26 protein-coding genes are annotated in these 24,898 nt (G+C 58.0%); 18 read left to right on the top strand and 8 right to left on the bottom strand.

Features of this window, described 5'->3' with window-relative positions; translation table 11 throughout:
* From ACYVDE_RS01260 to ACYVDE_RS01330, 15 genes are all read left to right on the top strand, one after another.
* On the top strand, positions 1–371 hold a 371-nt coding region (locus ACYVDE_RS01260; RefSeq protein ID WP_460499661.1), incomplete at its 5' end, for a hypothetical protein.
* A gap of 18 nt (positions 372–389) precedes the next feature.
* The gene (locus tag ACYVDE_RS01265) at positions 390–851 is read left to right on the top strand and encodes a GatB/YqeY domain-containing protein (RefSeq protein ID WP_460499662.1); all 462 of its coding nucleotides are present in this window, start codon (positions 390–392) and stop codon (positions 849–851) included.
* A 114-nt stretch (positions 852–965) separates the two neighbouring features.
* Entirely contained in the window at positions 966–1,496 is a 531-nt protein-coding gene (locus ACYVDE_RS01270) for a CvpA family protein (RefSeq protein WP_460499663.1), read from the top strand.
* A 136-nt stretch (positions 1,497–1,632) separates the two neighbouring features.
* On the top strand, positions 1,633–2,217 hold the full coding sequence (locus ACYVDE_RS01275) for an anthranilate synthase component II (protein ID WP_460499664.1): 585 nt from the start codon (positions 1,633–1,635) through the stop codon (positions 2,215–2,217).
* 84 nt (positions 2,218–2,301) lie between these two features.
* Positions 2,302–3,084, top strand: coding sequence for an alpha/beta fold hydrolase (locus tag ACYVDE_RS01280; RefSeq protein WP_460499684.1), 783 nt, complete (start codon positions 2,302–2,304; stop codon positions 3,082–3,084).
* 162 nt (positions 3,085–3,246) lie between these two features.
* Entirely contained in the window at positions 3,247–3,921 is a 675-nt protein-coding gene (locus ACYVDE_RS01285) for a CBS domain-containing protein (RefSeq protein WP_460499665.1), read from the top strand.
* A gap of 36 nt (positions 3,922–3,957) precedes the next feature.
* On the top strand, positions 3,958–5,376 hold the full coding sequence (locus tag ACYVDE_RS01290; protein ID WP_460499685.1) for a BamA/TamA family outer membrane protein: 1,419 nt from the start codon (positions 3,958–3,960) through the stop codon (positions 5,374–5,376).
* A gap of 81 nt (positions 5,377–5,457) precedes the next feature.
* On the top strand, positions 5,458–6,351 hold the full coding sequence (locus ACYVDE_RS01295) for a diacylglycerol kinase catalytic domain-containing protein (RefSeq protein WP_460499666.1): 894 nt from the start codon (positions 5,458–5,460) through the stop codon (positions 6,349–6,351).
* A gap of 139 nt (positions 6,352–6,490) precedes the next feature.
* A complete protein-coding gene (locus ACYVDE_RS01300; RefSeq protein ID WP_460499667.1) occupies positions 6,491–7,438 on the top strand; it encodes a DUF6089 family protein in 948 nt (315 codons plus the stop codon).
* Positions 7,439–7,490: 52 nt separating this feature from the next.
* A complete protein-coding gene (gene porG, locus ACYVDE_RS01305) occupies positions 7,491–8,240 on the top strand; it encodes a type IX secretion system protein PorG (RefSeq protein ID WP_460499668.1) in 750 nt (249 codons plus the stop codon).
* Positions 8,241–8,367: 127 nt separating this feature from the next.
* Complete coding sequence (locus ACYVDE_RS01310; protein WP_460499669.1) at positions 8,368–9,114, top strand: undecaprenyl diphosphate synthase family protein; 747 nt, start codon at positions 8,368–8,370, stop codon at positions 9,112–9,114.
* Positions 9,115–9,132: 18 nt separating this feature from the next.
* A complete protein-coding gene (bamA, locus tag ACYVDE_RS01315) occupies positions 9,133–11,634 on the top strand; it encodes a BamA/OMP85 family outer membrane protein (RefSeq protein ID WP_460499670.1) in 2,502 nt (833 codons plus the stop codon).
* A 38-nt stretch (positions 11,635–11,672) separates the two neighbouring features.
* On the top strand, positions 11,673–12,350 hold the full coding sequence (locus ACYVDE_RS01320; RefSeq protein WP_460499671.1) for an OmpH/Skp family outer membrane protein: 678 nt from the start codon (positions 11,673–11,675) through the stop codon (positions 12,348–12,350).
* A gap of 50 nt (positions 12,351–12,400) precedes the next feature.
* Positions 12,401–13,039 (top strand): OmpH/Skp family outer membrane protein, encoded by a 639-nt coding sequence (locus ACYVDE_RS01325; RefSeq protein WP_460499672.1) that lies wholly within the window; start codon positions 12,401–12,403, stop codon positions 13,037–13,039.
* A gap of 73 nt (positions 13,040–13,112) precedes the next feature.
* Positions 13,113–14,183, top strand: a complete 1,071-nt coding sequence (locus ACYVDE_RS01330; RefSeq protein WP_460499673.1) for an RluA family pseudouridine synthase — start codon at positions 13,113–13,115, stop codon at positions 14,181–14,183.
* A 114-nt stretch (positions 14,184–14,297) separates the two neighbouring features.
* Here ACYVDE_RS01330 and ACYVDE_RS01335 read toward each other — a convergent pair whose 3' ends face one another.
* The 8 genes from ACYVDE_RS01335 to mazG form a co-directional block, all read right to left on the bottom strand.
* Complete coding sequence (locus tag ACYVDE_RS01335) at positions 14,298–15,929, bottom strand: tetratricopeptide repeat protein (protein WP_460499674.1); 1,632 nt, start codon at positions 15,927–15,929, stop codon at positions 14,298–14,300.
* 58 nt (positions 15,930–15,987) lie between these two features.
* Positions 15,988–16,983 carry a PstS family phosphate ABC transporter substrate-binding protein gene (locus ACYVDE_RS01340; protein ID WP_460499675.1) on the bottom strand — a complete coding sequence of 332 codons (996 nt, stop codon included), beginning with the start codon at positions 16,981–16,983 and terminating at the stop codon, positions 15,988–15,990.
* Positions 16,976–17,173, bottom strand: coding sequence for a hypothetical protein (locus ACYVDE_RS01345; protein WP_460499676.1), 198 nt, complete (start codon positions 17,171–17,173; stop codon positions 16,976–16,978). The genes ACYVDE_RS01340 and ACYVDE_RS01345 overlap by 8 nt, the downstream gene beginning before the upstream one ends.
* 408 nt (positions 17,174–17,581) lie before the next feature.
* The gene (locus tag ACYVDE_RS01350; RefSeq protein WP_460499677.1) at positions 17,582–18,412 is read right to left on the bottom strand and encodes an energy transducer TonB; all 831 of its coding nucleotides are present in this window, start codon (positions 18,410–18,412) and stop codon (positions 17,582–17,584) included.
* Positions 18,409–18,945 (bottom strand): ExbD/TolR family protein, encoded by a 537-nt coding sequence (locus tag ACYVDE_RS01355; protein WP_460499678.1) that lies wholly within the window; start codon positions 18,943–18,945, stop codon positions 18,409–18,411. Before ACYVDE_RS01355 ends, ACYVDE_RS01350 begins: the two co-directional genes overlap by 4 nt.
* Before the next feature lie 43 nt (positions 18,946–18,988).
* A complete protein-coding gene (locus ACYVDE_RS01360; protein WP_460499679.1) occupies positions 18,989–19,618 on the bottom strand; it encodes an ExbD/TolR family protein in 630 nt (209 codons plus the stop codon).
* An 89-nt stretch (positions 19,619–19,707) separates the two neighbouring features.
* Positions 19,708–20,571, bottom strand: a complete 864-nt coding sequence (locus tag ACYVDE_RS01365; RefSeq protein WP_241938343.1) for a MotA/TolQ/ExbB proton channel family protein — start codon at positions 20,569–20,571, stop codon at positions 19,708–19,710.
* Between the two features lie 284 nt (positions 20,572–20,855).
* Positions 20,856–21,713: a nucleoside triphosphate pyrophosphohydrolase gene (gene mazG / locus ACYVDE_RS01370; protein ID WP_460499680.1), complete on the bottom strand. Its 858-nt coding sequence runs from the start codon at positions 21,711–21,713 to the stop codon at positions 20,856–20,858.
* Positions 21,714–21,787: 74 nt separating this feature from the next.
* On the opposite strand from mazG, the gene glmM reads away from it, so the two are divergent.
* From glmM to ACYVDE_RS01385, 3 genes are all read left to right on the top strand, one after another.
* Positions 21,788–23,185: a phosphoglucosamine mutase gene (glmM, locus tag ACYVDE_RS01375; RefSeq protein ID WP_460499681.1), complete on the top strand. Its 1,398-nt coding sequence runs from the start codon at positions 21,788–21,790 to the stop codon at positions 23,183–23,185.
* Positions 23,186–23,328: 143 nt separating this feature from the next.
* A complete protein-coding gene (locus tag ACYVDE_RS01380; protein ID WP_460499682.1) occupies positions 23,329–24,498 on the top strand; it encodes a cysteine desulfurase family protein in 1,170 nt (389 codons plus the stop codon).
* Positions 24,499–24,711: 213 nt separating this feature from the next.
* Positions 24,712–24,898 (top strand): hypothetical protein (locus ACYVDE_RS01385; protein WP_460499683.1); only part of this gene is annotated, 187 nt, incomplete at its 3' end.

The following is a 24,898-nucleotide window of genomic DNA, read 5'->3' on the forward strand; positions in this document are numbered from 1 at the left end:
TGCTCGTGGCCGATGCCTACGCGCTGCTGCTGTGCGTGGCCCACGGCCAAGCCGTGCGCCTGCAGCCCACCGTGCTTACCACCGACACGCTGCAGGTGCGGGTGGGCTTTTTCTGGCAGCTGGTGGTAGCGCGGGCCGGCCTGCAAGCTGCCGAAGCCCTACGCGGCGACTTTGTGGCCGGCCCGCACATCCTCAACCTGGCGCGTCCGTTGCTCACTGCTCCCAATCTATTGCTGACCTTTGCCACGCCAATCATCGTAGTTGGCCCGTATGGCATCCGCCGCTCGGCGCGCCAACTAGCGCTGTACCTCGACCAACCGTGCGCCTTTTTGGTGGCGATTAACAGCTCCACCCATTCTTCCATGCGCTAACGCGCCAATTTTATTCCCATGCTCAAAACCACCATCGACGCCGCCATCAAGCAGGCTATGCTCGCCAAAGACAAAGTGCGCCTCACCGCCCTGCGCAGCATTAAGTCGCAAATCATGCTGGCCGAAACCGCCGAAGGCGCCACTGCCGCCGGCCTCACGCCCGACGCCGAGCTCAAGCTCCTCAACAAGGCTGCCAAGCAGCGCCGCGATGCGGCCGCCATCTATAAAGAGCAGTTCCGCTCCGACCTCGAAGAGAACGAGCTGGCCGAGCTCGCCATCATCGAGGAGTTCCTGCCCGCCCAGCTCTCCGAGGCCGACCTCGTCGAGAAGCTCGTGCACATCATCCAGCGCGTGGGCGCCACCGGCCCTTCCGACCTGGGCAAGGTGATGGGCGTGGCCGCCCGCGAGCTTTCCGGCCAGGCCGATGGTAAGCGCATCTCCGACGTGCTGGGCCACCTGCTGAACAATACGAATCTGTAAATGAGTAAGTTAGTAAACGAGTAAGGTGGGAAAAGCAGCATGCGAAAGAAAGGCTGCAGCTGCTGAATTACTTCCCTTACTCATTTACCCATTTACTCAGTTACTATCTCAAAAATGACGCCCCTCGACATTCTGCTGCTCCTTCCGCTCGGCATTGGGGCCGTGAAGGGCTACCGGCGTGGACTGCTGCTCGAAGTGGTGTCGCTGCTGGCCTTCGTGCTGGGCGTAGTGGGCGGGCTGAGCTTGCTCTCGGCCGCCGTGCCGCTGGTGCGGCAGTACGTAGGCGACGCGTTTGGCTTGCTGCCGCTGCTCTCGTTTGCGTTGGTACTAGTGGCCATCATGTGGGGCGTGCACCTGCTGGGCGGCCTGCTCAAAACCGCCGTGCACCTCACCCCGCTCGGCGTGCTCGATAATTTGCTGGGCGGCGCGGCCGGCGTCCTTAAATGGCTGCTCGGCCTAAGCCTGCTGCTGCACGGCACCCGGCTGGCGGGCCTGCACCTGCTGTCGCCGGGGCTGGTGGCGGGCTCGCAGGTGCTGCCCGTGGTGCAGCAGGCTACGCCACTGGCCCTGCAAATCACCGGCTATGTACTGCCCTTCGCCCAGGATTTGCTGGGACGCATGAAAACGGCTTTTGTGAAGGGTTGAATGTTGAGCGTTAAAAGAACGTCATGCAGAGCCCAGCGAAGCATCTGGTCCGCAATAGTAAATGAGATTAGTGGTGGCGGGCCAGATGCTTCGTTGCGCTCTGCATGACGTTCCTATTATCCAATAATTTCCAACCGTGCGCCTGCTGCTGCTCGACAACTTCGATTCCTTCACTTTCACCCTAGCCGATTACCTGCGCCAGCTGGGGGCCGACGTAGTCGTGCGCCGCAACGACGTTCCGTTGGCCGAGCTGCGGGTGCCGCAATATGCGGGTGTGGTGCTGTCGCCGGGCCCCGGCACTCCGGCGGCGGCTGGCGTTATGCCCGCGCTTATTCAGGCATATCACCACGCCCTCCCCATGCTGGGCGTGTGCCTGGGCCATCAGGCGCTGGGCGAGTTTTTTGGGGCCGAAGTGGTACGGGCTGCCCGGCCCATGCACGGCAAGGTCACGGCCATGCGCTGCACCGTGGCCGACGACCCACTCTTCGCCGGCTTGCCCGCCGAGCAGGCCGTGACGCGCTACCATTCGCTCGTGGTGGCCGAGCCGCTGCCGGCTGCGCTGCTAGCTCTGGCGCACACCACCGGCCCGCAGTCCGAACTGATGGCCCTGCGCCACCGCAGCCTGCCGCTCTACGGCGTTCAGTTTCACCCCGAAGCCCTGCTCACTCCGCACGGGCTGGGTATGCTGGGCAATTGGCTGCGTTGTTGTATACTTGCCTAAACCGCATAGGCTGGCTGCTGATTGCTGTTTTTGCCGCTGCAGAGGCTTCTTTTGCACCACCAACCACCTGCAAAAAACAACGAGATGGAATTGCGCCGCCAGCATCAGCAAGGGTACGAATACGTGGACGAAGGCCAGGGGCCCATTTTGCTGCTCTTGCACGGCTTGTTCGGCGCCCTCAGCAACTGGCAGGAGGTAGTAAACGATTTTTCGGCCACCCACCGGGTCATTATTCCGCTGTTGCCCGTATATGATATGCCGCTCACGCAGGCCGGCGTGCCCGGGCTGGTGGCGTATGTTGAGGGCTTTGTGCAGGCATTGGCGCTGCCCGGGCAGTTCGCGGTGCTGGGCAATTCGTTGGGCGGCCACATCGCCTTGGTCTACACACTCAAAAATCCGGACCGCGTCAGCAGCCTGGTGCTCACCGGCAGCAGCGGGCTGTTCGAAGACAGCATGGGCGGCTCCTTTCCCAAGCGCGGCAACTACGCCTACGTGCAGGAGCGGGTGGGCTACACGTTCTACGACCCCGCCATCGCCACCAAGGAGCTTATCGACGAAGTATTCACCGTCACTAATTCCAATGCCAAGTGCCTGCGCATCATTGCCATTGCCCGCTCCGCGCAGCGCCACAACCTGAGCAAGGAGCTGGCCAAAATCAGCGTGCCGGTATTGTTGGTGTGGGGGCTGAACGACACTATTACGCCGCCGCCGGTCGCGCACGAGTTCTTCCGCCTGCTGCCCCGGGCCGAGCTTCGCTTCCTCGACCACTGCGGCCACGCCCCCATGATGGAACGTCCCGCCGCCTTCAACGCCCGATTGCAGCGCTTTTTGCGTAATATAGAAACCGGGCCGACGGTCGCTGCTTAAGGCCCGTCTATCCTTTTGGCGGTCCGATTGTTGTTCGGCAAAATCAGGGGTTACTTGTGGCCCGGTGCTGCCCTCGTGCTTGCCGCGATTTTATCCTTACTTATGACCTGATGCTTCGGCGCATTCATCATCGATAGCTCACCACGCATAATTTTAGAAACCATGTCCGCCCTGCTCGCCGAAGACTTACTCAACGAGATGATTCCGCCCCTGAAAGGCACCGATTCGGCAGGCAAAGCAGCGCGCTGGCTCGATGAGTTTCACGTGGCTCAGCTGCCAGTGCTCGACCAGCGCCGCTACCGGGGCCTCGTGACCGAGGCCGACCTGGCCGATTTCGACGACCCCGAGCGGCCGCTGTCGGAGCTGGCCCTGGGCTTCGCTGACGCCTACGTGCGTCCCGACCAGCATTTCTACCGCGTGATGGAGCTCGCCATCGAAAACAAGATTCAGCTCGTACCCGTGGTTGATGAGCGGCAGGAGTATGCCGGTGTTGTTACGATTGCCGATGCCCTGGCCGCCTTTGGTCAGCACCCCTCGGGTGGGCAGGGGGGCATCATCGTGCTCAGCATGGAAGAGCGCGACTATTCCCTCACGCAAATCAGCCGCTACGTTGAGGAAAACAACGCCAAGATTATCAGCGCCATTGTGGCGCAGGACGAAGTCGACCCCTATCGCATCCGGCTCACAATCAAGCTGAACACCGATAACCTGGCCCGCATCACCGCCACGCTCGAGCGATTTGGCTACGTCGTCACCGCCCAATTCAGCGGCACCGCCGCGGCCAACGAAGACGAGCAGGACCGGTTCGACGCCCTGCTACGCTACCTGAACGTCTGATAGCGGGTGCTCGGATTGCTGTTGTTTTTGTTGCAAGTGCTGCTGCCCGTATCGGCTCCGGCCGATACGCTGCCCCGGCGCCTGCACCCGGTAGTAGCCCCCGCCGATACGCTGGTGCGCGTGCTGCCGTGCCCGGGCTCGGCCCGCACCGCCGTGGGGCGCATTCTGTTTGCCGGCAATGCCATTACCAAAGCCCGGATTCTGCGCGCGGAGCTCGATTTTAAGGAAGGCGATACCCTGAGCCTGGCCGACCTGCCGGCCCGCCTCGAAGCCAACCGCCGCCGCTTGTTCAACCTGCAGCTTTTTCACGCTGTGGTGGTGCAGGCAAGCTGCGCCGGCGGCAGTTGGCTCGTCGTGTTCGGCGTGCAGGAGCGGTGGTACACTTTTCCGGTTCCCATTCTGTCGCTGGCCGACCGTAACCTGCGCTCCTGGCTCAATCGCTCCGACCGTTGGCGCCGCGTCGACTATGGCCTGCACCTCACCCGTGTCAACTTCCGCGGCCGCAACGAGCAGCTTATTGCCAACCTGCAGTTGGGGTTCAATCGCAAATACGAGCTGTTCTACGAAGTGCCTGGGCTGGGCCGCTACCGGCGCCTGGGCTTCGGGGTCGGTGCATCCTACTACCAAAGCCATGCCCTCGATTATCGTACCATCGACGACCGGCTCGTACCGTTCCGGGCCGATAATAATTTCCCCATTCAGCGCTTCTACGCCACGGCGGGCCTGCGATTCCGCCACACCGTTCAGTTCCGCACGGCCTTCGATGTGTCATTCCACCGCGAGCAAATCAGCGATTCCGTCAATTATTACAGCCCGGCCTACTTTCTGGGCCGCACCCAGCGCGAGTTTCTGGACTTTACCATCAGTAGCATCCGCAATCAGCGCAACACCTTTGCCTACCCGCTTACGGGGCAGTATGCCCAAGTCAGCCTCACGCACCGCGTCTTTCTCGACAAAACCACTCCGTCCGTCACTACCCTGCGCGCTGCGTACTCCCGCTACCTCGCCTTGGGCCACCAGTTTTACTACAGCCTCGGCCTGACGGGCCAGGCCCGCCTCGCCCGCGCCCTCGGCTACCCCGACACCCGCGCCCTGGGCTACGACGACCTCGTGCGCGGCTACGATGCCTACGTCATCGACGGCCGTCATTACGGCCTCGTGCAGCAGGGCATCTCCTACCGTCTCTTTCAGCCCAAGACTATTCGGCTGGGCTCCATCGACAACCCCAAGGTCAATACCATTCCCATCGCGCTATACGGCAATATCTTTGCCGACGCCAGTTACGTTATATCGGCCATCACCATTCCCCAAAACCGCCTTCCCAATCAATTTCTGCGTTCTGTAGGCCTCGGCCTGCACCTCGTCACTTACTACGACCGGGTTTTTACCGCCGAGTACACTCTCAACGGTTTGGGCCAAACCGGCTACTTTTTTCGGGCCGAGTTCCCGATTTAGGGCGCCGTAGCGTAGTAGCCCGATTATGATTTTGTTATCGAATTTCCCGGCGGGGGCCGATGCCTGCTTTTTACTTTCTGCATGAAAATCGCCATCCTCGGCAAGCCATTCGACGACGAAGCTGCTCCCGCCATTCAGGCGCTGCTCGATGACCTGATTGCCCGGCGCGCCGAGGTACTCATTGGCGAGTCATTCCGCACCTTCCTCGACAATCGTCTGCGCTTGCCCGAAGGCACTACCAGCTTTCGGCGGGGCGATTCGTTGCGTGGGGTGCAGTACGTGCTCAGCATCGGCGGCGATGGCACCCTGCTCGATACCGTTACCTACGTTGGCAGCCTGCAAATCCCCATTTTAGGCATTCATACCGGGCGGCTGGGCTTCTTGGCTACCATCACGCCCGACCGCATCACGCAGGCCATTGATGCCTTATACAAAGGCCATTTCAATATCGAGGAGCGTAGTCTTATCCGCGTCGATACCGACCCCGATGTATTCGGTAGCCTCAATTTTGGCCTCAACGAATTCAGCGTCCTCAAGCGCGACACGTCGTCGATGATTGTTGTGCACACCTACATCGATGGCGAATACCTGAATTCCTACTGGGCCGACGGGTTGGTGGTGGCCACGCCAACCGGTTCCACTGGCTACTCGCTCAGCTGCGGTGGGCCGGTGATGCTGCCCCAGACAAACAATTTTATCATCGCTCCCGTATGCCCCCACAATCTGAATGTGCGCCCACTCGTGGTATCGGACCAGAGCGTAATATCCTTCGAAATCGAAGGCCGTAGCACCAGCTATATGCTGGCGCTCGACTCACGCTCCCTGCCTGTCGAAGCTTCCGTCCAGATTGCCGTTCGTCGTGAAAAATTCAATGCCCGTCTAGTAAAATTAAATCACGTTAACTTCCTGAGCACCTTGCGCAGCAAACTCAACTGGGGTCTCGACCGGCGTAACCCGGCAGGCACACAAGTGTAGTCTGCAAAGTTTTTTCTTGAAAATATCGTGCAAAATTTTTTTAGTTCCCGTCGTAGCCTACTTTTGTGACCGTCTGAGACTGCGCATTCACTGCCCAAGCCATACACCAACTGCTCTGTATCATCACTTTCGTTGCCTTATGAAAAATATTTTCACTTATTCCACCGCATTTGTGCTCGGTTTGGCCCTGGTGGCCTCCACCGAGGCGGATGCGCAACAATTCAGCAAGCGGAAGCAGTACAACTCGGTTGGCTTCAGCCTGAACGCCATGAACTATTTTGGTGACGTAACGCCGGTTACCAACTTCAGCAGTCTCCGTTTTGGTGCAACCCGTCTGGGTGCCGGCGTTTCCATCACGCGTCGTTTCTATCCTCGTCTGTCGGGCCGTTTCGGTCTCTCTTATGGCCGCATCACCGGCAGCGACGCTTTGGCGGCTGACCCGAACGACCCGGACGCACGTTTTCGCTACAACCGGAACATGACGTTCCGCAACGACATCTTCGAAGCATCGGCAGTCGCTATCGTCGACCTGATTGAGAACCGCAACAACTACCTGAAGCGTCCGGACTTTGTGCCGTATGTATTCGCTGGTGTTGCTGGTTTCTACCACAACCCGCAGGGGCTGGTTGGCGACAAAGCTGTTGCCGGCCTCTCGCCGGGCACCTACGTTAGCCTCGCCGACCTGCGTACCGAAGGCCAGGCAACTGCCTACAGCAAAACTCAGATTTCGATTCCGTTCGGTGGTGGTATCCGTTACCGCATCAACCGGAATTTCGACGCAAGCCTCGAAATTGGCTGGCGCAAAACGTTCACCGACTACATCGACGACGTTGGTGGCAAATACGCTCCCGCTGGCTCGCTCACTACCCCCGCGCAGATTTATTTCGGCGGTGGCTATCCGGCCAATGGCACGTTCGATAACGGTGGCGGTATCACCCGTTCGCGTTCCGGCGAGTTCGCTGGGTTCGACCAGCCCGGTATTGCACAGCGTGGCGATAAAGGCAGCAAGACGGACTGGTACATCGTTACTGGTGTAACGCTGAACTACATCCTGACGCCCCGCATCAAAAACCCCAAATTCCGCTAGGTTGCGGAGCCTGGCTGGTTTAGGTTACTTACACAGTCAGCAATTAGTCTAAATGACGAACTCGACTTTTCAAAAGACGCTCCTCGCTTGCTTCGTGCAGGCGGGGAGTGTGCTTTTTATAGGCACCGCTCAAGCCCAGAACACCAGCGAAATAGGTGTTGGGCTGGGAGCTACTAATTACCGCGGTGAACTATCACCTACGTATCAGTTCCAGAATAATCGGCCGGCACTAACGGCTTTTTACCGCAAGGACGTTTCGGTGCCCATTACTTTGCGCGGGGGCTTAACTGCCGGACTGCTACGGGCCGACGATGGCAATGTGAGCGGTGTAACCGGTGCCATTCCGCCGTTGCAAGCCTACCGCCAAGCCAACACGAAGGGATGGCTGGCCGAAGGTTCGGCAGTTGTTGAATATAACTTCCTGAATTTTCATCGGCGCACCGACCGGATACATTTCTCGCCTTATTTGTTCGCGGGAGTGGCTGTTTTCTACGCCAATACTACCACCGTGAGCAATGCCGGGCTGGTAGAGCTAGAGCGGAACGGAGGAATGATTGGTTTTGCCGTACCAATGGGGGTTGGGGCCAAGCTGGCTCTGTCGACGCACTGGAACCTTGGGCTTGAGATTGGGGCCCGGAAGGCCTTGACTGACCAGTTGGACCATCTTGGGGACCAATCACAGTTTTTGGTGAACCCGCACGACCAGGATTGGTACTATTACAACGGCCTCAGCCTCTCGTATACCTTTTACAAAATCCACTGCCCGGATTCGTACAAGCAAAACAAAGAATTGCTAAAGTAACGGCTTCCGGACGGTGGCAGCCAGCTGCCCACTATTTTCATTCGTTTGTTGGGGGTTAGCCCCACGGCGGGCCGTCGGTATGCAACCATTTCCGTAACTTGCGGGCTCTTTTAGCGAAACCGCAAAAATGACCGGCAAGGCCGAAATCGATACGAAAAATATTCCCGCGCACGTAGCCGTCATCATGGATGGCAACGGGCGCTGGGCGAAGCAGCGGGGCGGCCTGCGCGTATTTGGGCACCAAAGTGCCATTACGGCGGTACGCGAAACAGTGGAAGCGGCTGCCGAACTAGGGGTGCAGTTCCTCACGCTGTATGCCTTCTCTACCGAAAACTGGAACCGGCCTGCCCTTGAGGTAATGGCCTTAATGCAGTTGCTGGTACACACAATTCGACAGGAAACGCCTACGCTGCTAAAAAATAGCATTCGTCTCCAGTCGATTGGTGACATCAGCACGCTGCCTGCCAATTGCCAGCGCGAGTTGGCTGAAGCCAAGGAGCTGACTAAAAACGGAACGAGCATGACGCTGGTGCTGGCCCTGAGCTACAGCGGCCGGTGGGACCTGACGCAGGCTGCGCAGCGCTTAGCCGTTGAAGTAGCGGCGGGCCGAGTGCAACCAACTGCCATGACCGAGGCCTCTATCGCAGGTTACCTGGCAACTGCTGGCATGCCCGACCCGGAATTGCTCATTCGCACCAGTGGTGAGCAGCGCATCAGCAATTTCATGTTGTGGCAATTGGCATATACAGAGTTGTATATCACTGACTTGCTGTGGCCGGATTTCCGGCGGCAACATTTTCGGGAAGCTATTCAGGCCTACCAGCGCCGCGAACGGCGTTTTGGCAAAACCAGCGAGCAAGTCGCAGTGTCTTAAAATTTTAGCAAGTTTGTTGTGCGTAATCTAGTTGTGAAGTGGGCGTTTGTGCTGGCCGTGGTGGCAACGTGGCTCGTTGGGCCGGCCCAGGCCCAGCAGGCAGGTGAGGAGCCCCGGAAATATGAGCTAGGCGGCATCACCGTGAGTGGAGCCCGCTACCTCGACCCAAACACCCTTATTGGCCTTACCGGCTTGCGGGTTGGCGACGCCATTAATGTGCCGGGCGAGGAAATTGGCAAGTCCATTCGCAAGCTGTGGGCACAGGGAATTCTGGGCGACGTGAGCGTGACCATTGCCCGTATCGAGGGCAATAAGATATTTCTCGACTACAACCTGAAGGAGCGGCCCCGCCTGTCGAAATTCACGTTTACAGGTGTCCGTAATGGTCAGAAAGAAGATATTACCAAAAAAATTACCCTGATTCGGGGCAAGGTAGTAACGGACGCGCTGCTGAATAACACCCGTACGCAGGTGCGCAAGTTTTTTGTGAACAAAGGCTACCTCGATGCCAAGGTGAATGTGGTGCAGGTGGCCGATTCGTCGCTGTCGAACAGCGTAGCGCTGCGCATCGATGTGGACAAGGGCTCCAAGATTCGCATCCACGACATTGCTTTTGAAGGCAATTCGGCTTTCAAAGATGCCAAGCTGCGGAGCAAAATGAAAAAAACCAAGGAGCGTAAGCCATATAAGTTTTTGACGGCCGGCAAATTCCAGCGCTCTGAATACGAAGAGGATAAAAAGAAAATTATCGAATTTTATAACGCCGAGGGTTATCGCGATGCCATTATTTTGAGCGATACCCTCGTGCGGGATGACAAGGGGCTGGCCCTGCGGATTAAGCTGGATGAAGGCCCGAAGTATTATTTCCGGCACATTACTTGGAGCGGCAACTATCTCTACGACGATAAGACGCTGGCCAACGTGCTGGGTATCAAGTCGGGTAGCCCGTACAGCAAGGAAACCCTGGACAAGCGTCTGAACTACAATCCGACGGGGCAGGACATTTCGTCGTTGTACCTGAATGATGGCTACCTGTTCTTTACCATCGACCCGGTCGAAACCAAAGTGGAGGGCGACTCAATCGATATTGAGATGCGCCTGAGCGAGGGGGTGCAGGCCCACATTAAGGATATCAACATTGCGGGTAATACGAAGACCAGCGACCATGTGCTGCGCCGGACGCTGCGCACGCTGCCCGGCGATAAATTTAACCGCGAGCTGCTGATTCGCTCGCAGCGGGAAATTGCTACATTGGGCTATTTCGACCCCGAAAAAATTGGCATCAATCCGGTTCCGAACCAGGCCGATGGCACGGTGGACATCAACTACACCGTTGTTGAGAAGCCTTCCGACCAAGTGACCCTTTCGGGCGGCTGGGGTGGTTATGCTGGCTTCATCGGCACGGTGGGTCTGGTATTCAACAACTTCTCATTGCGCAAAGCCGGCACGTTGCGGAACTGGACGCCAGTGCCCGCCGGCGATGGCCAGCGCCTGGCGCTGAACGTGCAGGCCAACGGCGTGCAATACCAGGCATATTCACTTTCGTTCACGGAGCCGTGGCTGGGCGGCCGGCGGCCGAACTCGTTCTCGTTCAGCCTGAACCACAGCGTGCAGCGCCTTGGGGCCGCACTTGATGCCGCCTCCGACCAGTTTATTAAGGTGAATAGTGCCACGGTGGGCCTTGGCCGTCAGTTGCGCGTGCCCGACGACTACTTCACGCTGAGCAACTCGCTCTCGTACAGCCAGTACCAGACGCAAAACTATCCGGTGATTCCGGGCGCTTCGACTGGTACGTTCAATAACATTACGCTGAATACAACCCTGGCCCGCAACAGCATCGACAACCCGACCTATACGCGCCGGGGTTCGTCGCTGAGCCTGAGCCTGAGCCTGACGCCGCCGTATTCACTGCTCAACCCGGAGCACGTGTCGGCCAACAACCAGTGGATTGAGTTCCACAAATGGATGTTCGACGCTTCGTGGTTCACGCCCATTGTGGGCAAGCTGGTGCTGAACACGCGGGCGCACTTTGGTTTCCTGGGCACGTACAATTCCAATCGGCCGATTGGACCGTTTGAGCGCTTCAAGATGGGCGGCGCCGGCCTGGGCTACAATGGTGGCGGCAACTACTTGGTTGGTACCGACTACGTAGGCCTGCGCGGCTACGACGACCCCGGCCAGGCGTATGCCATCCCGACGGCCCAGGGCCAGCAGGCTGGTGGTATCGCTTTCAACAAATACGTGCTGGAGATGCGCTACCCGGTGAGCCTGAACCCGGCTGCTACAGTGTACGTGCTGGGCTTTGCCGAAGCAGGCAACGCATTCGATTCGTATCAGAACTACAATCCGTACAAGCTGTACCGCTCGGCAGGGGTAGGGGCCCGGGTTTTCATGTCGGCATTCGGTTTGCTGGGCTTCGACTACGGCCACGGTTTCGATACAGTTATCCCGCCCGCTGGTACCTCAACTGGCCAGGACCGCAACCACTTCCATTTCATCATCGGCCAGCAAATTCGCTAGTCGGACACTATGCGCCCGAGTTTCACGTTTTGCCTCGTATGAAGAACTTTCGTGGCCTGCTATTGGCCTTCGCACTGCTGCTGAGCGGGGCCGGTGTGGCCCAGGCCCAGAAATTCGGTTGGGTTGATTCGGAATTCATCATGGCCAAGATGCCGGAGTACGCCAAAGCACAACAGGAGCTGGCACTGCTGTCGGATACCTGGCAGAAGGAAATCGAAGCGCAGCAAAAGGACCTTGATAAGCTTCATCGGAACTATCAGAACGAGGAAATTGTGCTGACGGAGGCGATGAAGAAAAAGCGGCAGGATGAGATTTTGCTTAAAGAGCAGGAATTGAAAGCCTACCGCAACAAGCAGTTTGGCTACGAAGGCCAATTGTTCAAGAAGCGCCAGGAACTAAACAAGCCGGTGCAGGACAAGGTATTTGAAGCGGTGGAGAAGGTAGCCAAGAAGAAGTCGCTGGCCGTGATTTTTGATAAATCCGGTGATTTAACGATGCTTTACACCAACCCTGTGCACGACTACACCGAGTTCGTACTGGAGGAACTGGGCCTTGGCGCTGAAGACCGCAACCAGCCCGGCCCCAAAGGCACGGTGAAAACCGTAGCCCCGCCCAAAACGCCGGTCGACCCCAATTTTGAATCTGACTCGGGCACGCCCGAACCAGCGGCAAAGACCCCGGCAGCCAAGCCGGCGCGCCCAACCCGCAAGAAGTAATTACCTTTGCCCCAACATTTTTCTGACCCTTTTCCTTTTTGATGAATCTCGTGAAAATCTTTCGTCTGACGCTCGCCGCCGCTCTGCTGACCGCCGGGACTCTGGCCGCCACTTCGGCCCAGGCCCAGGCCCCCCTGAAAATTGGTTACACCGATGTTCAGTACGTACTGGCTCAGATGCCCGAAAGCAAGCAGATTGAATCGGAGCTGAAAACGTATAACTCGCAGCTGGAAGCGCAGCTGAAAAGCAAATACGCCGAATATCAGACCAAAGGCGAAGCTTACCAGAAGGCCGCCGGTACGATGACCGATGTAGTGAAAGCTGATAAAGAGAAGGAGCTTCAGGGCCTGCAGCAATCCATTCAGGAGTTCCAGCAGAGCGCCCAGCAAAGCCTGCAGCAGAAGCAGCAGGTCCTGCTGAAGCCGGCGCTTGATAAGCTGCAGAAGAATATCGACCTGGTAGCCGACGAAAACGGCTTCACCTACGTGTTCAATTCCGACGGTGGTGGTAGCCCGCTGCTGCTGCACGCCCCTAAAGACGGCGACATTTCGGACCTCGTGCTGAAGAAAATGGGCATTACGCCCGGGGCCGCCGCTCCCATTAAGTCGGGTCCGGCTTCGCCCAGCGCACCTGCCGCGGCTCCTGTTGCGCCCGGTGTGAACAAGACCAAGGTTAAAACCAAAAAATAAGCAGCCCTGCTGCCTGATTACTGAAAAGCCGGAGCACCTGCTCCGGCTTTTTTCATGCCTTTTTTACGTTTCTATGCTGGACTCTGCTCTCGACGAAGAAGACGAACTGACCGGACCCGACGACGAAGACGGCGGCGACGAGCTATATGAGCACCACCGCATCGTTGTCGACCGCGGACAGGAGTTGCTGCGCATTGATAAATTCCTGCAAAACCGTCTGCGCAATACCTCGCGCAATAAAATTCAGGAGGCCATTCGGGCTTCGGCAGTCGAAGTGAACGGAGCGGCCGTGAAGCCCAACTACCGCGTCAAGCCGCACGATACCATTACCATCACGCTGCCCGAGCCGCCCCGCGAAGGCAAAGTGGTACCCGAGGAAATGCCGCTCGATATTCGCTATGAGGATGCGGAATTGCTCATCGTGAACAAGCCCGCCGGCCTAGTAGTGCACCCCGCCTACGGCCATTGGCAGGGCACGCTGGTGAACGGACTGGCGCACCACCTTGCCAACCTGCCCACGGGCCGCAATGGTGAGATTCGTCCTGGACTGGTGCACCGTATCGATAAGGATACCTCAGGGCTGCTGGTTATCGGCAAAACTGAGTTTGCGATGACGCACCTGTCAAACCAGTTTTTTCATCACACCATCGAGCGCAGCTATCTGGCGCTGGTGTGGGGCACGCCGCCCGGGCCTACCGGTACCATTCGGGGCCACATCGGGCGCAGCCTGCGCGACCGCAAGGTGCAGGCCGTATATCCCGAAGGCGAGCAAGGTAAGCACGCCGTGACGCACTACGAAGTGCTGGAGAGCTTCGGACCAGTTACGCTGGTACGGTGCGTGCTCGAAACCGGCCGTACCCATCAGATTCGGGCCCACATGCAGTACCTCGGCCACCCGCTGTTCTCCGATGCCACCTACGGCGGCGACCGCATCCGCGTGGGCCAGAACACCGGTGCCTACCGTGATTTGGTCGAAACCGCTTTCAAGCTATTGCCCCGGCAAGCGCTGCATGCTCGCTCGCTGGGCTTTGTGCATCCGGTATCAGGCGAGAGCCAGCACTTTGAGGCCGAATTACCCGCCGATTTTGCCGCTGCGCTAGACTTATGGCGTACTTGGGCTACCGCTGCTAACCGCGCGCATTGAGGCCTGTCTGCGTCGCAATTGCGCGTTATGCGTAGGTGTCATTAATGGCATTAACCAATAAAAAGGCCCCGGCGCAATTGCACCGGGGCCTTTTTTGCTTAACGCATCACAACGTTATTTCTTCTTAACAGTCGTGGTGGTTTTTTTGACGGTGGTCGTTTTGGGCTTTGCGCTCAGAATCTCAATGTTATTCTTCGCACCCGCATTATTAGGGTCCAGTGCCAGCACTTGCTGGAAGTTGGCCAGTGCGGCGGCCTTGTCGCCTTTCTGGAAGTTATACACGCCCAGGTAGCCATACGCTTCTACCAAGCCCTCGCGGAATTTTGCGGGGTCAGCACCTTCAGCTTTCGATAGCTCAATGTACTTCTCGTACGAAGGCTTGGCCAGACCCTGCTTAGCTTCCGGGTCGAGACCCGAGTTGGCTTTAGCGCGAGCCAGGTAGGCAGGCCCGTAAGTCGGCTTGGCCGTGTTAATGATGGCATACACACTGTCGGCCCGGCTGTACTGCTTAGCAGCACTGAACGACGTGGCCAGACGGAATTGGTCGGTCAGGTCGCCATTCTTCGCCAGCTGAGCGTAAATGCGCGAAGCATTGACGTAATCCTTTTTGGTTTGGTAAGCCGTTGCGAGGTCACGCTGCAGTTCCTTTACCTTCTCCGGGTCGGTTTGAGCGGTAATGGCTTTTTTGATTATCTCAATGCCCTTATCTGCCTGGCCGGTACGAGCCAGAATGCGCCCGTAATACGAGTAGTCTTCGGGGAGAATTTTGTCGGCCGGAGCAATTTTCATATACTGCTCCATCGAAGTGGCTGCCGAGGCAAAATCACCGGTTTCGTATTGCAGATAAGCACGCAGACGGTTCATCGTCAGGTTATTCGGCTCAACCGTCAGCACCTTGTTGACCTCCGTCAGTGCCTCGGGGTACTTCTTGCTCTTGTAGAGGAAGGCCGCGTATTGCGCATCCGTAGCCGGCGACTTCTCGGCCAAACCGATGTACTGCTGAATGCTCTTCAGCGCCAAGTCGTATTTGCCTGCCAGGAAATACATATCGGCCAGTTCCCGGTAAGCCGGAGCATAGCTCGGGTCGAGGTCAACTGCTTTCGTGAGAGCTTCCTGAGCTGCGTTGAAGTTACGCGAACGCACGTTCAAAACCCCCTTCTTGTAGTAAGCCTGGGCATAGCTTGGGTTGGCCGTAATAGCCCGGTCAAAACTGCTCATAGCATCTCCACCGCCCTTATCTGAGTGCAGATACACATCACCCTGGGCTACCATCAGGGAGGGCTCGTCTTTCTTGTTCGCTGCCTGGGCTGCGGCAATATACGTCTGGGCCTTACCCATGTCCTTGGTGTCGGCTTCGCCATAGGCTTGCGCAATCATCGTCAGTACCTTGGCATCCTTGTTCTTCGTGGCTTTGGCCGCTGCGTCGAACTGAGTTTCGGCAGCTGCCGTCTGGCCTTTGGCCAGCAAGGCGCGGCCCGCGGCTACTTGTCCGAAAGGAGTGGAGCCAGATGCCTTATTGAAGTAAAACGCAGCCGAGTCCGGCATATCGCGCATCTGATACAGACGGCCAAGTTCAAAAGCAGTTTCTGGGGTAGCGCCCGGGCGCAGGGCGGCACGAGCCGCATTGTAGCGACCCAGCTCAATGTCGCGTTGAGCCGTTTGAATGTTTTGGGCGGTGGCCGCCGTCGTACCAGCCATCAGGGCGACGGCGGCGAGCAACGGCTGTTTCCAGGGCTTGAAACTCATAGGAAAAAGAGAAGAATGAAAAAACAACGTAAGAAAAGAGGGTACGCGACTAACGCGCTTACAGTTTAGGCGTGGTAATAATGCGGGCCTGCATCTGGGCGGGCAGCAAGCCCGATTTCTGGAAAATCAGCTGCCCGTTTTTGCCTGCCACGAAGGATGCAAACCCCGTGCCCAATCCGGCGCGGGCCTCCCGGCTAATGACGTACAGGTTGCGGCGCAACGGGTAGTTCTGCAACTCGGCATGCTCGGCGAGCTGCTCGGGCGTTTTTTCGGCCAGGTACGCCTGATAGGGCTGTATGTAGTCGTTAACCGTTGGATTGGGGCGTGCCGTGATGCTGGCCACGCGCACCTTATTCAGAAACTTCATAGCCTTCGGGTCGTCGCGGTCCGAAATCCAATTCACGCCCACTACGCCAATGGCATTGGGGTGCGTGGCCACATAGTCGAGCAACGCCGGGTTGGAAGATGCCGCAAAAGCGCGTTTGGTGAGCGCCGCACCGCGCGTCACTGAATCGAGCACGAAACGCGTGGTGCTGCTGCGGTTGGCATCGAATACCACGTTGATAGCCGACAGACCTTTCTTACCGCTTACCTGCGACCAGGTAGCCGTTTTACCGGTAAAAATCTCGGCCAACTGTGCTACCGTCAGCAGCGAGTCGGGGTTGGCGCGGTTCAACACAATAGCCAGGCCGTCGATGCCGATGCGCGTGGTGCGCGGGTTGATGGTCTGCTTCGCGAAGTCGGCCTTTTCTTCGGCCGTCAACTCCCGCGATACCACCGCCACCTTAATCTTGTCATTGATAAGGTCCACCATCACCTTTTCCTCCGGCTGGAAACTCATCTGCACGTGGGCATTCGGATAGAGCTTGGCGAAGGTATCGACCTGCGCCTGCAGAATGGGGGCAAACGTCTCATCCACGCTTACTGCCACTGTGCCGCTGGTGGGTGTGTCCTGCGCACCCGGCGAGCCCGGGCCGTTGCACGAGGCGAAACCCAGCGTGCCAGCTACCACTGTTGCCAAACCCGTTGCCAGAAGTTGAAAGCGCTTAGTCATTATTGTCGGAAAAAGATTTTTTGCGAAAGTTGGCTTGGTAGCCCCGGATAAAGCGCATCAGCCCATATAGGATGAATACCCCGCCGAGCACCCGGCGGCCGGTGGTGCCCAACTGTAGCAGGCCGCCACCTGAAGGCTCGCTCGCTGACCAAAACAGCCATACGCCCAGCCCCAGATATACCAGAGCCATTATCAGCACAAAGTAACGCACCAAACGCTGGGGTGACTTTCCCAGGCGTTCTTCGGTCGTTGGAAGGTTAAGCATACACGCAGAAAAAACTGAGAGGGAGATGTATAAACCCGCGTAGGCGGCCGAAAGGTTCGTTTAAACCTGACAGGCCTGTTCAATGGGAGCGCAAAAAAGCGGAAAAACAAGCGCTTTTCATAATATATCAAAAAGTAAGCCTTGCCTCCTGCATGCCGCGGTAGACGTCGCTACCCGGTATAACGAGTCTGGCGGCTGACGAAGTATAAGTGCCGCAAATTGTGCGCCGCCAGTTGGGCGCGCCAGCTAGCGGTTGCCAGCAAGCAAAACACCCCAGACGAGGCCTGTAAGCCTAATCTGGGGTGTAACGCTACAGGCCGGAGCCTGCAGTAACTACTGAATTTTGTAGGTAATCGGCACCGTAAACGAAACGCTTACTGCGCGACCGTTCTGCTTGCCAGGACGGAATTTCGGCAGGGTTTTGATGGCGCGGATGGTTTCTTCATCCAGACCCGAACCCAAGCCTTTTACCACTTTCACGTCGGTCACGTCACCTTGTGGGTTTACCGTGAAGCTGGCGAAAATGCGGCCTTCAACCTGGTTTCGCAGCGCCATTGGAGGATAGCGCACGGCCTTCTGAATGGCCCCTACGATGGCCGCCTGGCCACCACCGCCCGGCAGTTCGGGCATTTGCTCAACGTAGGTGTAAACCTTGTTTTCAACAACTTCCTCTACCACCTTGTCACCGTCGCCCGAGGCGAGCTCGGTCAGGTCAGGAGCATTGGTGTTGCCTTGCACAGTTACGGTAGCAACCGTCTTTTCCTTCAGTTCCTCCTGGTCCGGAACTTCTTCCTTCTTCACTTCCTCATCTTTCTTCACAACCGGCGGCGTGAATTTGATGGTGGTGAGCTTAGGCGGCGGGGGCGGGGGAGCCTCCGGCGGCGGGGGAGGGGGTGGCGGTTTGGTTTCGTCCAGCGGCGGAGCGTCCATCAGGACGTTCTCCTGCAGGTTCTTCTTCTCTTCTTTCGGCATCCGTTCTTTCAGATACTGCGAAATCAGGGGAAAGAACACCAGCAGCGCGAAAATCGCCGTGGCGATAATCAGCGCGCGGGTTACGTGCCGCTGGTACAGGCGCCGGAGTACGTAGGCTCCGTAAGCCTTATTACGACCTTCGAAAACGATGTCGTTCAGGCTAGCCTTCGCGATTTGCGCGTTGTCCATCATAATCCAGATTCTTTAATAAGGTCCAGGTCGTCTTTGGGTACCTTCACCAGCGCGTATTTCTTCTGGTTCGTGATGTTCATCTCGTCCAGAATGTCCACCATGTTCTTGTACTTAGAATCTTCGGTGGGCTTGATGAGGATGATGGGCTCCGGCTGACGGCGCTGACGGTCCAGCAGGACCTGGCGAATGCCGTTGGCCGAGAAATCCGTCACTTTCAGCTCAGGCTTGGGTACGGTTTTGTCGAGGGGCGTGTTCAGACCGAAGTAATAGTACGCCTTGTTGTCTTTGCCGAGGATGATGGTCATGGCCTGCGAGGCCTTGATTTTCGTGTCCTCCACATCGTCGGTTTTCTTCACCGGCATCGTGAGCTGCATCACGTTGGGCTTGGCGAAGGTGGTGGTCAGCATGAAGAAGGTAAGCAGGAGGAAGGCCAAGTCCACCATTGGGGTCATGTCGATTTTGGTCGACATTTTCTTGGCCCGCTTCTTCCCACCTTTTCCACCGGAGTCGGCTTTGCCTTGAATTTCTGCCATGGGAGTTAGAGAAGTGAGGGGATTTGGGAATAGCTGTTAGCGCTTATTTCGACGCTACCGGCTTGTTCTCCATATCCGTGATGAGGTTGAAGCGGTTGATATCCTTCTCCTGCAGCACCTTGATAACCTGCTGCACCGTGGGTACATCAGCGTCACCGTCGCCTTTGATGGCGATGTAGGTGGGCTTGTGGAAGATGGCCTGGTTGGCGCGACGAGCTTCCAGCACCCAGTCAATCAACTGGTTGTTGAGCGAGTCCATCGGAACCCCTTTCAGTTCTTTATTTACCTGCTTACGGGCTTCTTTGTCCATGCTCAGGTACGAGCCGAGCTGGCTGATGGGCGAACCGAAGTTGGGCAGGTTGCTGAACTCCTTGGCCTGAGCGGCCGTGAAGTTGACGCCGTACTTAGCACCAACGCGCTGCAGAGCCTGAATCTTGGTCTGCGGGGCATCGACGCCGAAGAACACGCGCTTGTTCTTGTCGACGGTGAGGGTGATAACGTTGTTTTCGGGCAGTTTCAGGTCCGAAATCGACGAGGGAGTGTCCACCACCACAGTCTCTTCGGGGGCAAACTTGGTGGTGAGCATGAAGAACGTCACCAGCAAGAAAGCCAGGTCCACCATCGGCGTCATGTCGAGCGACGGCGAGGTACGGTGCGGTTTTACTTTGGGCATTGCGAGGTGGGGTTAAAAGGGGGCGATTCATTCCGAAGAACGAATCGCCCCGCGTTTTAGTGCATCAGCCGGCAGCTGCGCAAGCGGCATTAAACCGTTTGGGTAGCCGTGGTCTGGCCGTGCTGGCCAGCGAAGGTCTGGATGATGCTGAAGCCAGCCTCGTCGATGCTGTAGGTCAGCTCGTCAATTTTGCTGGTGAAGTAGTTGTAAGCCACGATGGCCAGGGCCGAGGTACCGATACCCAGAGCCGTGTTAATCAGAGCTTCCGAGATACCGTTTGCCAGAGCTACGGCGTCGGGAGTACCAGCCTGCGCCAGAGCGGCGAAGGCGCGAATCATGCCGAATACCGTACCGAGCAGACCGGTCAGGGTAGCAATCGAGGCGATGGTCGAGATGATAACCAGGTTTTTCTCCAGCATCGGCAGCTCCAGAGCGGTGCTTTCTTCGATTTCTTTCTGTATGGCCAGTACTTTCTGGTCGGTGGTCATGCCGCGCTCGCGGGCCATCTCGTTGTACTTCATCAGGCCGGCTTTCACCACGTTAGCAACCGAGCCTTTCTGCGCGTCGCAGGCAGCCAGGGCACCGTTGATGTCGTTGGCGTTCAGCTTCTGGCGCACGGTGCGCACGAAGGTTTCGATACCTTTCGAGCCTTTGGCTTTCGAGATGGTCAGCATGCGCTCAATCGAGAACGTGATAACGCAGAGGAACATCGTGAGCAGGAAAGGCACAATTACGCCGCCTTTGTATACCACGCCGAGGTAATCGCCGGGGTTAGGGTTGTTTTCGGGGTTGCCGCCTTGGAAGTGGCTGCCGTCACCGAAGACGAATTTGAAAACGATATAGCTAATGACGAAGGCCAAAATGATAACTATCACGGAGAACAGCGAGGCGCCACCGCTGCTTTTGGCTTCGGCTTTAGCGGCCGTAGCGGCGGGCCGAGGGCTCGTATTCATGGCATTTTTCTGTTCCATTGTTCCGGAGTGTTTGGGGGTTGTTGAGTGAAGTAGTTGAATTGAGTGGGTAAAGAAAAAGCAAAAAAGTCGGTTCGAAGCCTAAAGCCCGGCGAAGAACAATCGATAATCCCGTAGTGAAAGGATTAAAATGGCACTTACCGAAGTCTAAACTGCCCACCAAGCCATCTTAGCTTGGCAAACCTAACCAAAAACCACGGCCTTACCAAAGAAAACTTGCCTTTAGCTGGCAAAATTGCATGAAAGATGGATGAAGATTAGCAACGCTAAATAGTCGGGTTGGGTTGGGCCGGGCGGCGTTTAGCTTCTTCCCAATACACGTCCATTTGGGCCAGGGTGAGGTCAGTGAGGCGCTGATTGTTGGCGGCGGCAGCCGTTTCAAGGTACTGAAAGCGGCTGATAAACTTGCGGTTGGTGCGCTCAAGTGCTTCTTCGGGGTTGATGCCGGCGAAGCGGGCAAAATTGACCAGCGAAAAGAGTAAATCGCCGAACTCGTCGGCGGCTTTTTCGGCGTGCATGCGGGCCGGGTCGCCGTGGCTGTACTCGGCGCCAAACTCCGATAATTCTTCCTGCACCTTGTCCCAAACCTGAGCGGGCTGCTCCCAATCGAAGCCCGCGCCCCGGGCTTTTTCCTGAATGCGCATGGCTTTTACCAGCGCCGGGAGCGAGGTAGGCACGCCGCCGAGCACGCCGGTGGTATTGCCTTTTTCCGCGAGTTTAAGCTGCTCCCAATTGCGTTTTACGGTCTCTTCGTCATCGGCTTGCACGTCGCCGTAGATGTGCGGGTGACGGTAGATGAGCTTTTCGCACTGGGCGTTGAGCACGTCGGCGATGTCGAAGGCTCCTTTTTCGGCGGCGATGCGGGCGTAGAACACGAGGTGCAGCATCACATCGCCGAGCTCCTTTTTGAGGTCGGGCAGGTCGTCGCGTAAAATGGCGTCGCTGATTTCGTAGGTTTCCTCGATGGTGAGGTGGCGCAGGCTTTGCAGCGTCTGCTTTTTGTCCCAGGGGCACTCGGCCCGGAGGCGGTTGAGCACGTCGAGCAGGCGGCCGAACGCTTCGAGCTGGGCAGGCCGGCGGTCGGAAGTAAGCAGGGCCGTAGCAGCAGATTCAGAATTTTCCATTGCTTCAAAGATAAAACGGCGCGTCGCCAACCGGCGGCTAATGCCTAATTTTGGCCTTTCAAAAAACGACCTCCGTGACTTTAATAAAATCTATCTCCGGCATTCGGGGCACCATTGGCGGGCCCGTGGGCCAAGGCCTCACGCCCCTCGACGTGGTGAAGTACGCCGCCGCCTACGGCTCGTGGGTGAAAACTCAACCCACCGACAGCCAGCTGATTGTGATTGGGCGCGACGCCCGCCTCTCGGGCGACATGGTGAGCCGCCTCGTGGCCGCCACGCTACAGGGCCTCGGCCTCGACGTGTGCGACCTCGGCCTGAGCACCACGCCCACAGTGGAAATGGCCGTGCCCGCCAAGAAGGCGGCCGGTGGCATCATCCTCACGGCCTCGCACAACCCCAAGCAGTGGAACGCGCTGAAGCTGCTCAACGCCAAAGGCGAGTTCATTTCGGACACCGACGGGCAGCAGGTGCTGGTCTCGGCCGAGAATGAGGACTTCGACTTTGCGCCGGTGGCCAAGCTGGGCGAGTACACGACGGATAATACGTTCCTCAAAAAGCATATCAAGGCCATTCTGGCGCTGCCGCTGGTGGATGTGGAGGCCATTCGGGCCCGCAATTTCCGGGTGGTGGTGGATGCCGTGAACTCCTCGGGCGGCTTTGCGGTGCCGCAACTGCTGGAGGCACTGGGCGTGACGACCATCGAGAAGCTGCACTGCGAGCCCACCGGTGACTTCGCCCACAATCCCGAGCCGCTGCCCGAGCACCTGCGCGACATTGCCAAGGTGCTGGAAAAAGGCGGCTTCGACCTCGGCATTGTGGTAGACCCCGACGTGGACCGCCTGGCCCTGGTGAGCGAGAACGGCGAGATGTTCGGTGAAGAATACACGCTGGTGGCCGTGGCCGACTACGTGCTGAAGGCGCTGGGCGGCGGCAACACCGTGAGCAACCTGAGCAGCACCCGCGCCCTGCGCGACGTGACTGAGAAAGCCGGTGGCAGCTACGCCGCCGCCGCCGTGGGCGAGGTGAACGTGGTGACGAAAATGAAGGAAACCAACGCCGTAATTGGCGGCGAGGGCAACGGCGGCATCATCTATCCCGAGCTGCACTACGGCCGCGACGCCTTGGTGGGCATTGCGCTGTTTCTGACGCACCTGGCCAAAACCGGCCTCACGGTGAGCCGCCTGCGTAACTCGTACCCGAGCTACTTCATCTCGAAAAACAAGATTGAACTGACGCCGGAAATCAACACCGACGACGTGCTGGCTAAGATGGAGCAGCGCTACGCCAAGCAGCCGGTGAACACGATTGACGGCGTGAAGATTGAGTTCGACAAGGAGTGGGTGCACCTGCGCAAGTCGAACACCGAACCCATTATCCGCATCTACGCCGAGTCGGACTCGAACTCGACGGCAGACTACCTGGCCCAGAAAATTATTGGCGACATCAAGGAGATTATCGCGGTAAAGAGCTAATTGGTCGGCATTCTGCCGGATTGGAACGGCTACTGTGGGGCAGTTTCGGCTGGAAAGCCCAAATTTGTATTCGTGTATAGCTTGCCAGAAGCCGGGTGCACCCACGCCCGGCTTCTGTTTTTTTTGCTGAAACCAACGTGTCTATGAGCGCAATTTCCCCCACCGCCCCCGCCTACGCCTATTTCGACAACGCCGCCACCACGCCCCTCGACCCCGAGGTGCTGGACGCCATGCTGCCGTTTTTGCAGCTGCACTACGGCAACCCCAGCAGCCTGCACGGCCCCGGCCGGCAGGTGCGCGCCGCCATCGAAAACGCCCGCAAAACGGTGGCCCACCTGCTGAACGCCGCCCCGGCCGAAATCACCTTCACCAGCGGCGGCACCGAGGCCGACAACTACGCCGCCTTCGGCAGCGTGCGCACGCTGGGGTTGAAGCATGCCATCACTTCGCCGCTCGAGCACCACGCGGTGCTGCACCCCTTGCAGGCGCTGGCTAAAAGCGGCGAAATCGAGCTGCACTACGTGAAGCATGATGCGCAGGGCCGGCTCGATTTGGCGCACTTGGAGGAGTTGCTGGCGGGCCAGTCGCGCACGTTTGTGAGCCTGATGCACGCCAACAATGAGATTGGCAACCTGAACGACATTGCTGCCATCGGCGACATCTGCGCCCGGCACGAGGCCGTGTTCCACACCGATACGGTGCAGACCATGGGCCACTATCGCCACGATGTGCAGCAGCTGAAAAACCAGTTTCTGGTGGGCTCGGCGCACAAGTTTCACGGGCCGAAGGGCGTTGGGTTCATCTACACCCGCAGCGGCCTGCAGGTGAGCCCGCTCATCCACGGCGGCTCGCAGGAGCGCAACGTGCGCTCGGGCACCGAGAACGTGGCCGGCATTGTGGGCCTGGCCAAAGCGCTGGAAGTGGCCGTGCGCGACCTGGCCGAACACCAGCGCCACGTGCAGGGGCTAAAAGACCGGTTCATCGCCCAGCTGCGAGCCGAAATTGCCGATGTGCAGTTCAATGGCCTGTCGGAGCTGGCCGACCAGAGCCTGTACACGGTGCTGAGCGTGAGCTTGCCGCCCTCGGCCATCAGCGAAATGCTGCTGTTCAACCTCGATATCAGCAAGGTGGCGGCGTCGGGCGGCTCGGCCTGCACCAGCGGTGCCCAAACCGGCTCGCACGTGCTGGAGGCACTGGGCTGCGACCCCGAGCGGGCCACGGTGCGCTTCTCGATGAGCAAAATGAACACCGAGGCTGAAGTCGACTACGCCGTGGCCGCGCTGGCTAAGCTGTACCGGCCGGTGGCAGTGTAGCGCCGACCCAGACAAAAAGCGAAGGAGTAAAAGGAACGTCATGCTGAGCTTGTCGAAGCATTTCTATCGCGAAGAGTAATTCATTTACTATTGCGGTAGAGATGCCTCGACAAGCTCAGCATGACGTTCTGCATTTCAGCACGGCGTTCTTGTCTGAAGCCGTCACTACTTCCTAGCCTTTCTCGTACAATCACGCCGAAAACAACCTGCGGTATGGCCGACATCAACATTCAGCGTAAAAAATCTTCGCTCAGCCCGTGGCTGCTGGTACTTCTGGCGGCCGTGTTGGTAGCGGTGGCAGCATATTTCTTCCTGCGGCCCGACCCGGCCGATGAGCCCGCGCCGCCCGCGGCCACGCCGGAAGCCGTTGCTCCAGCCAATGCCCCCGATACGCTGGCGG

Source organism: Hymenobacter agri, assembly GCF_054778495.1.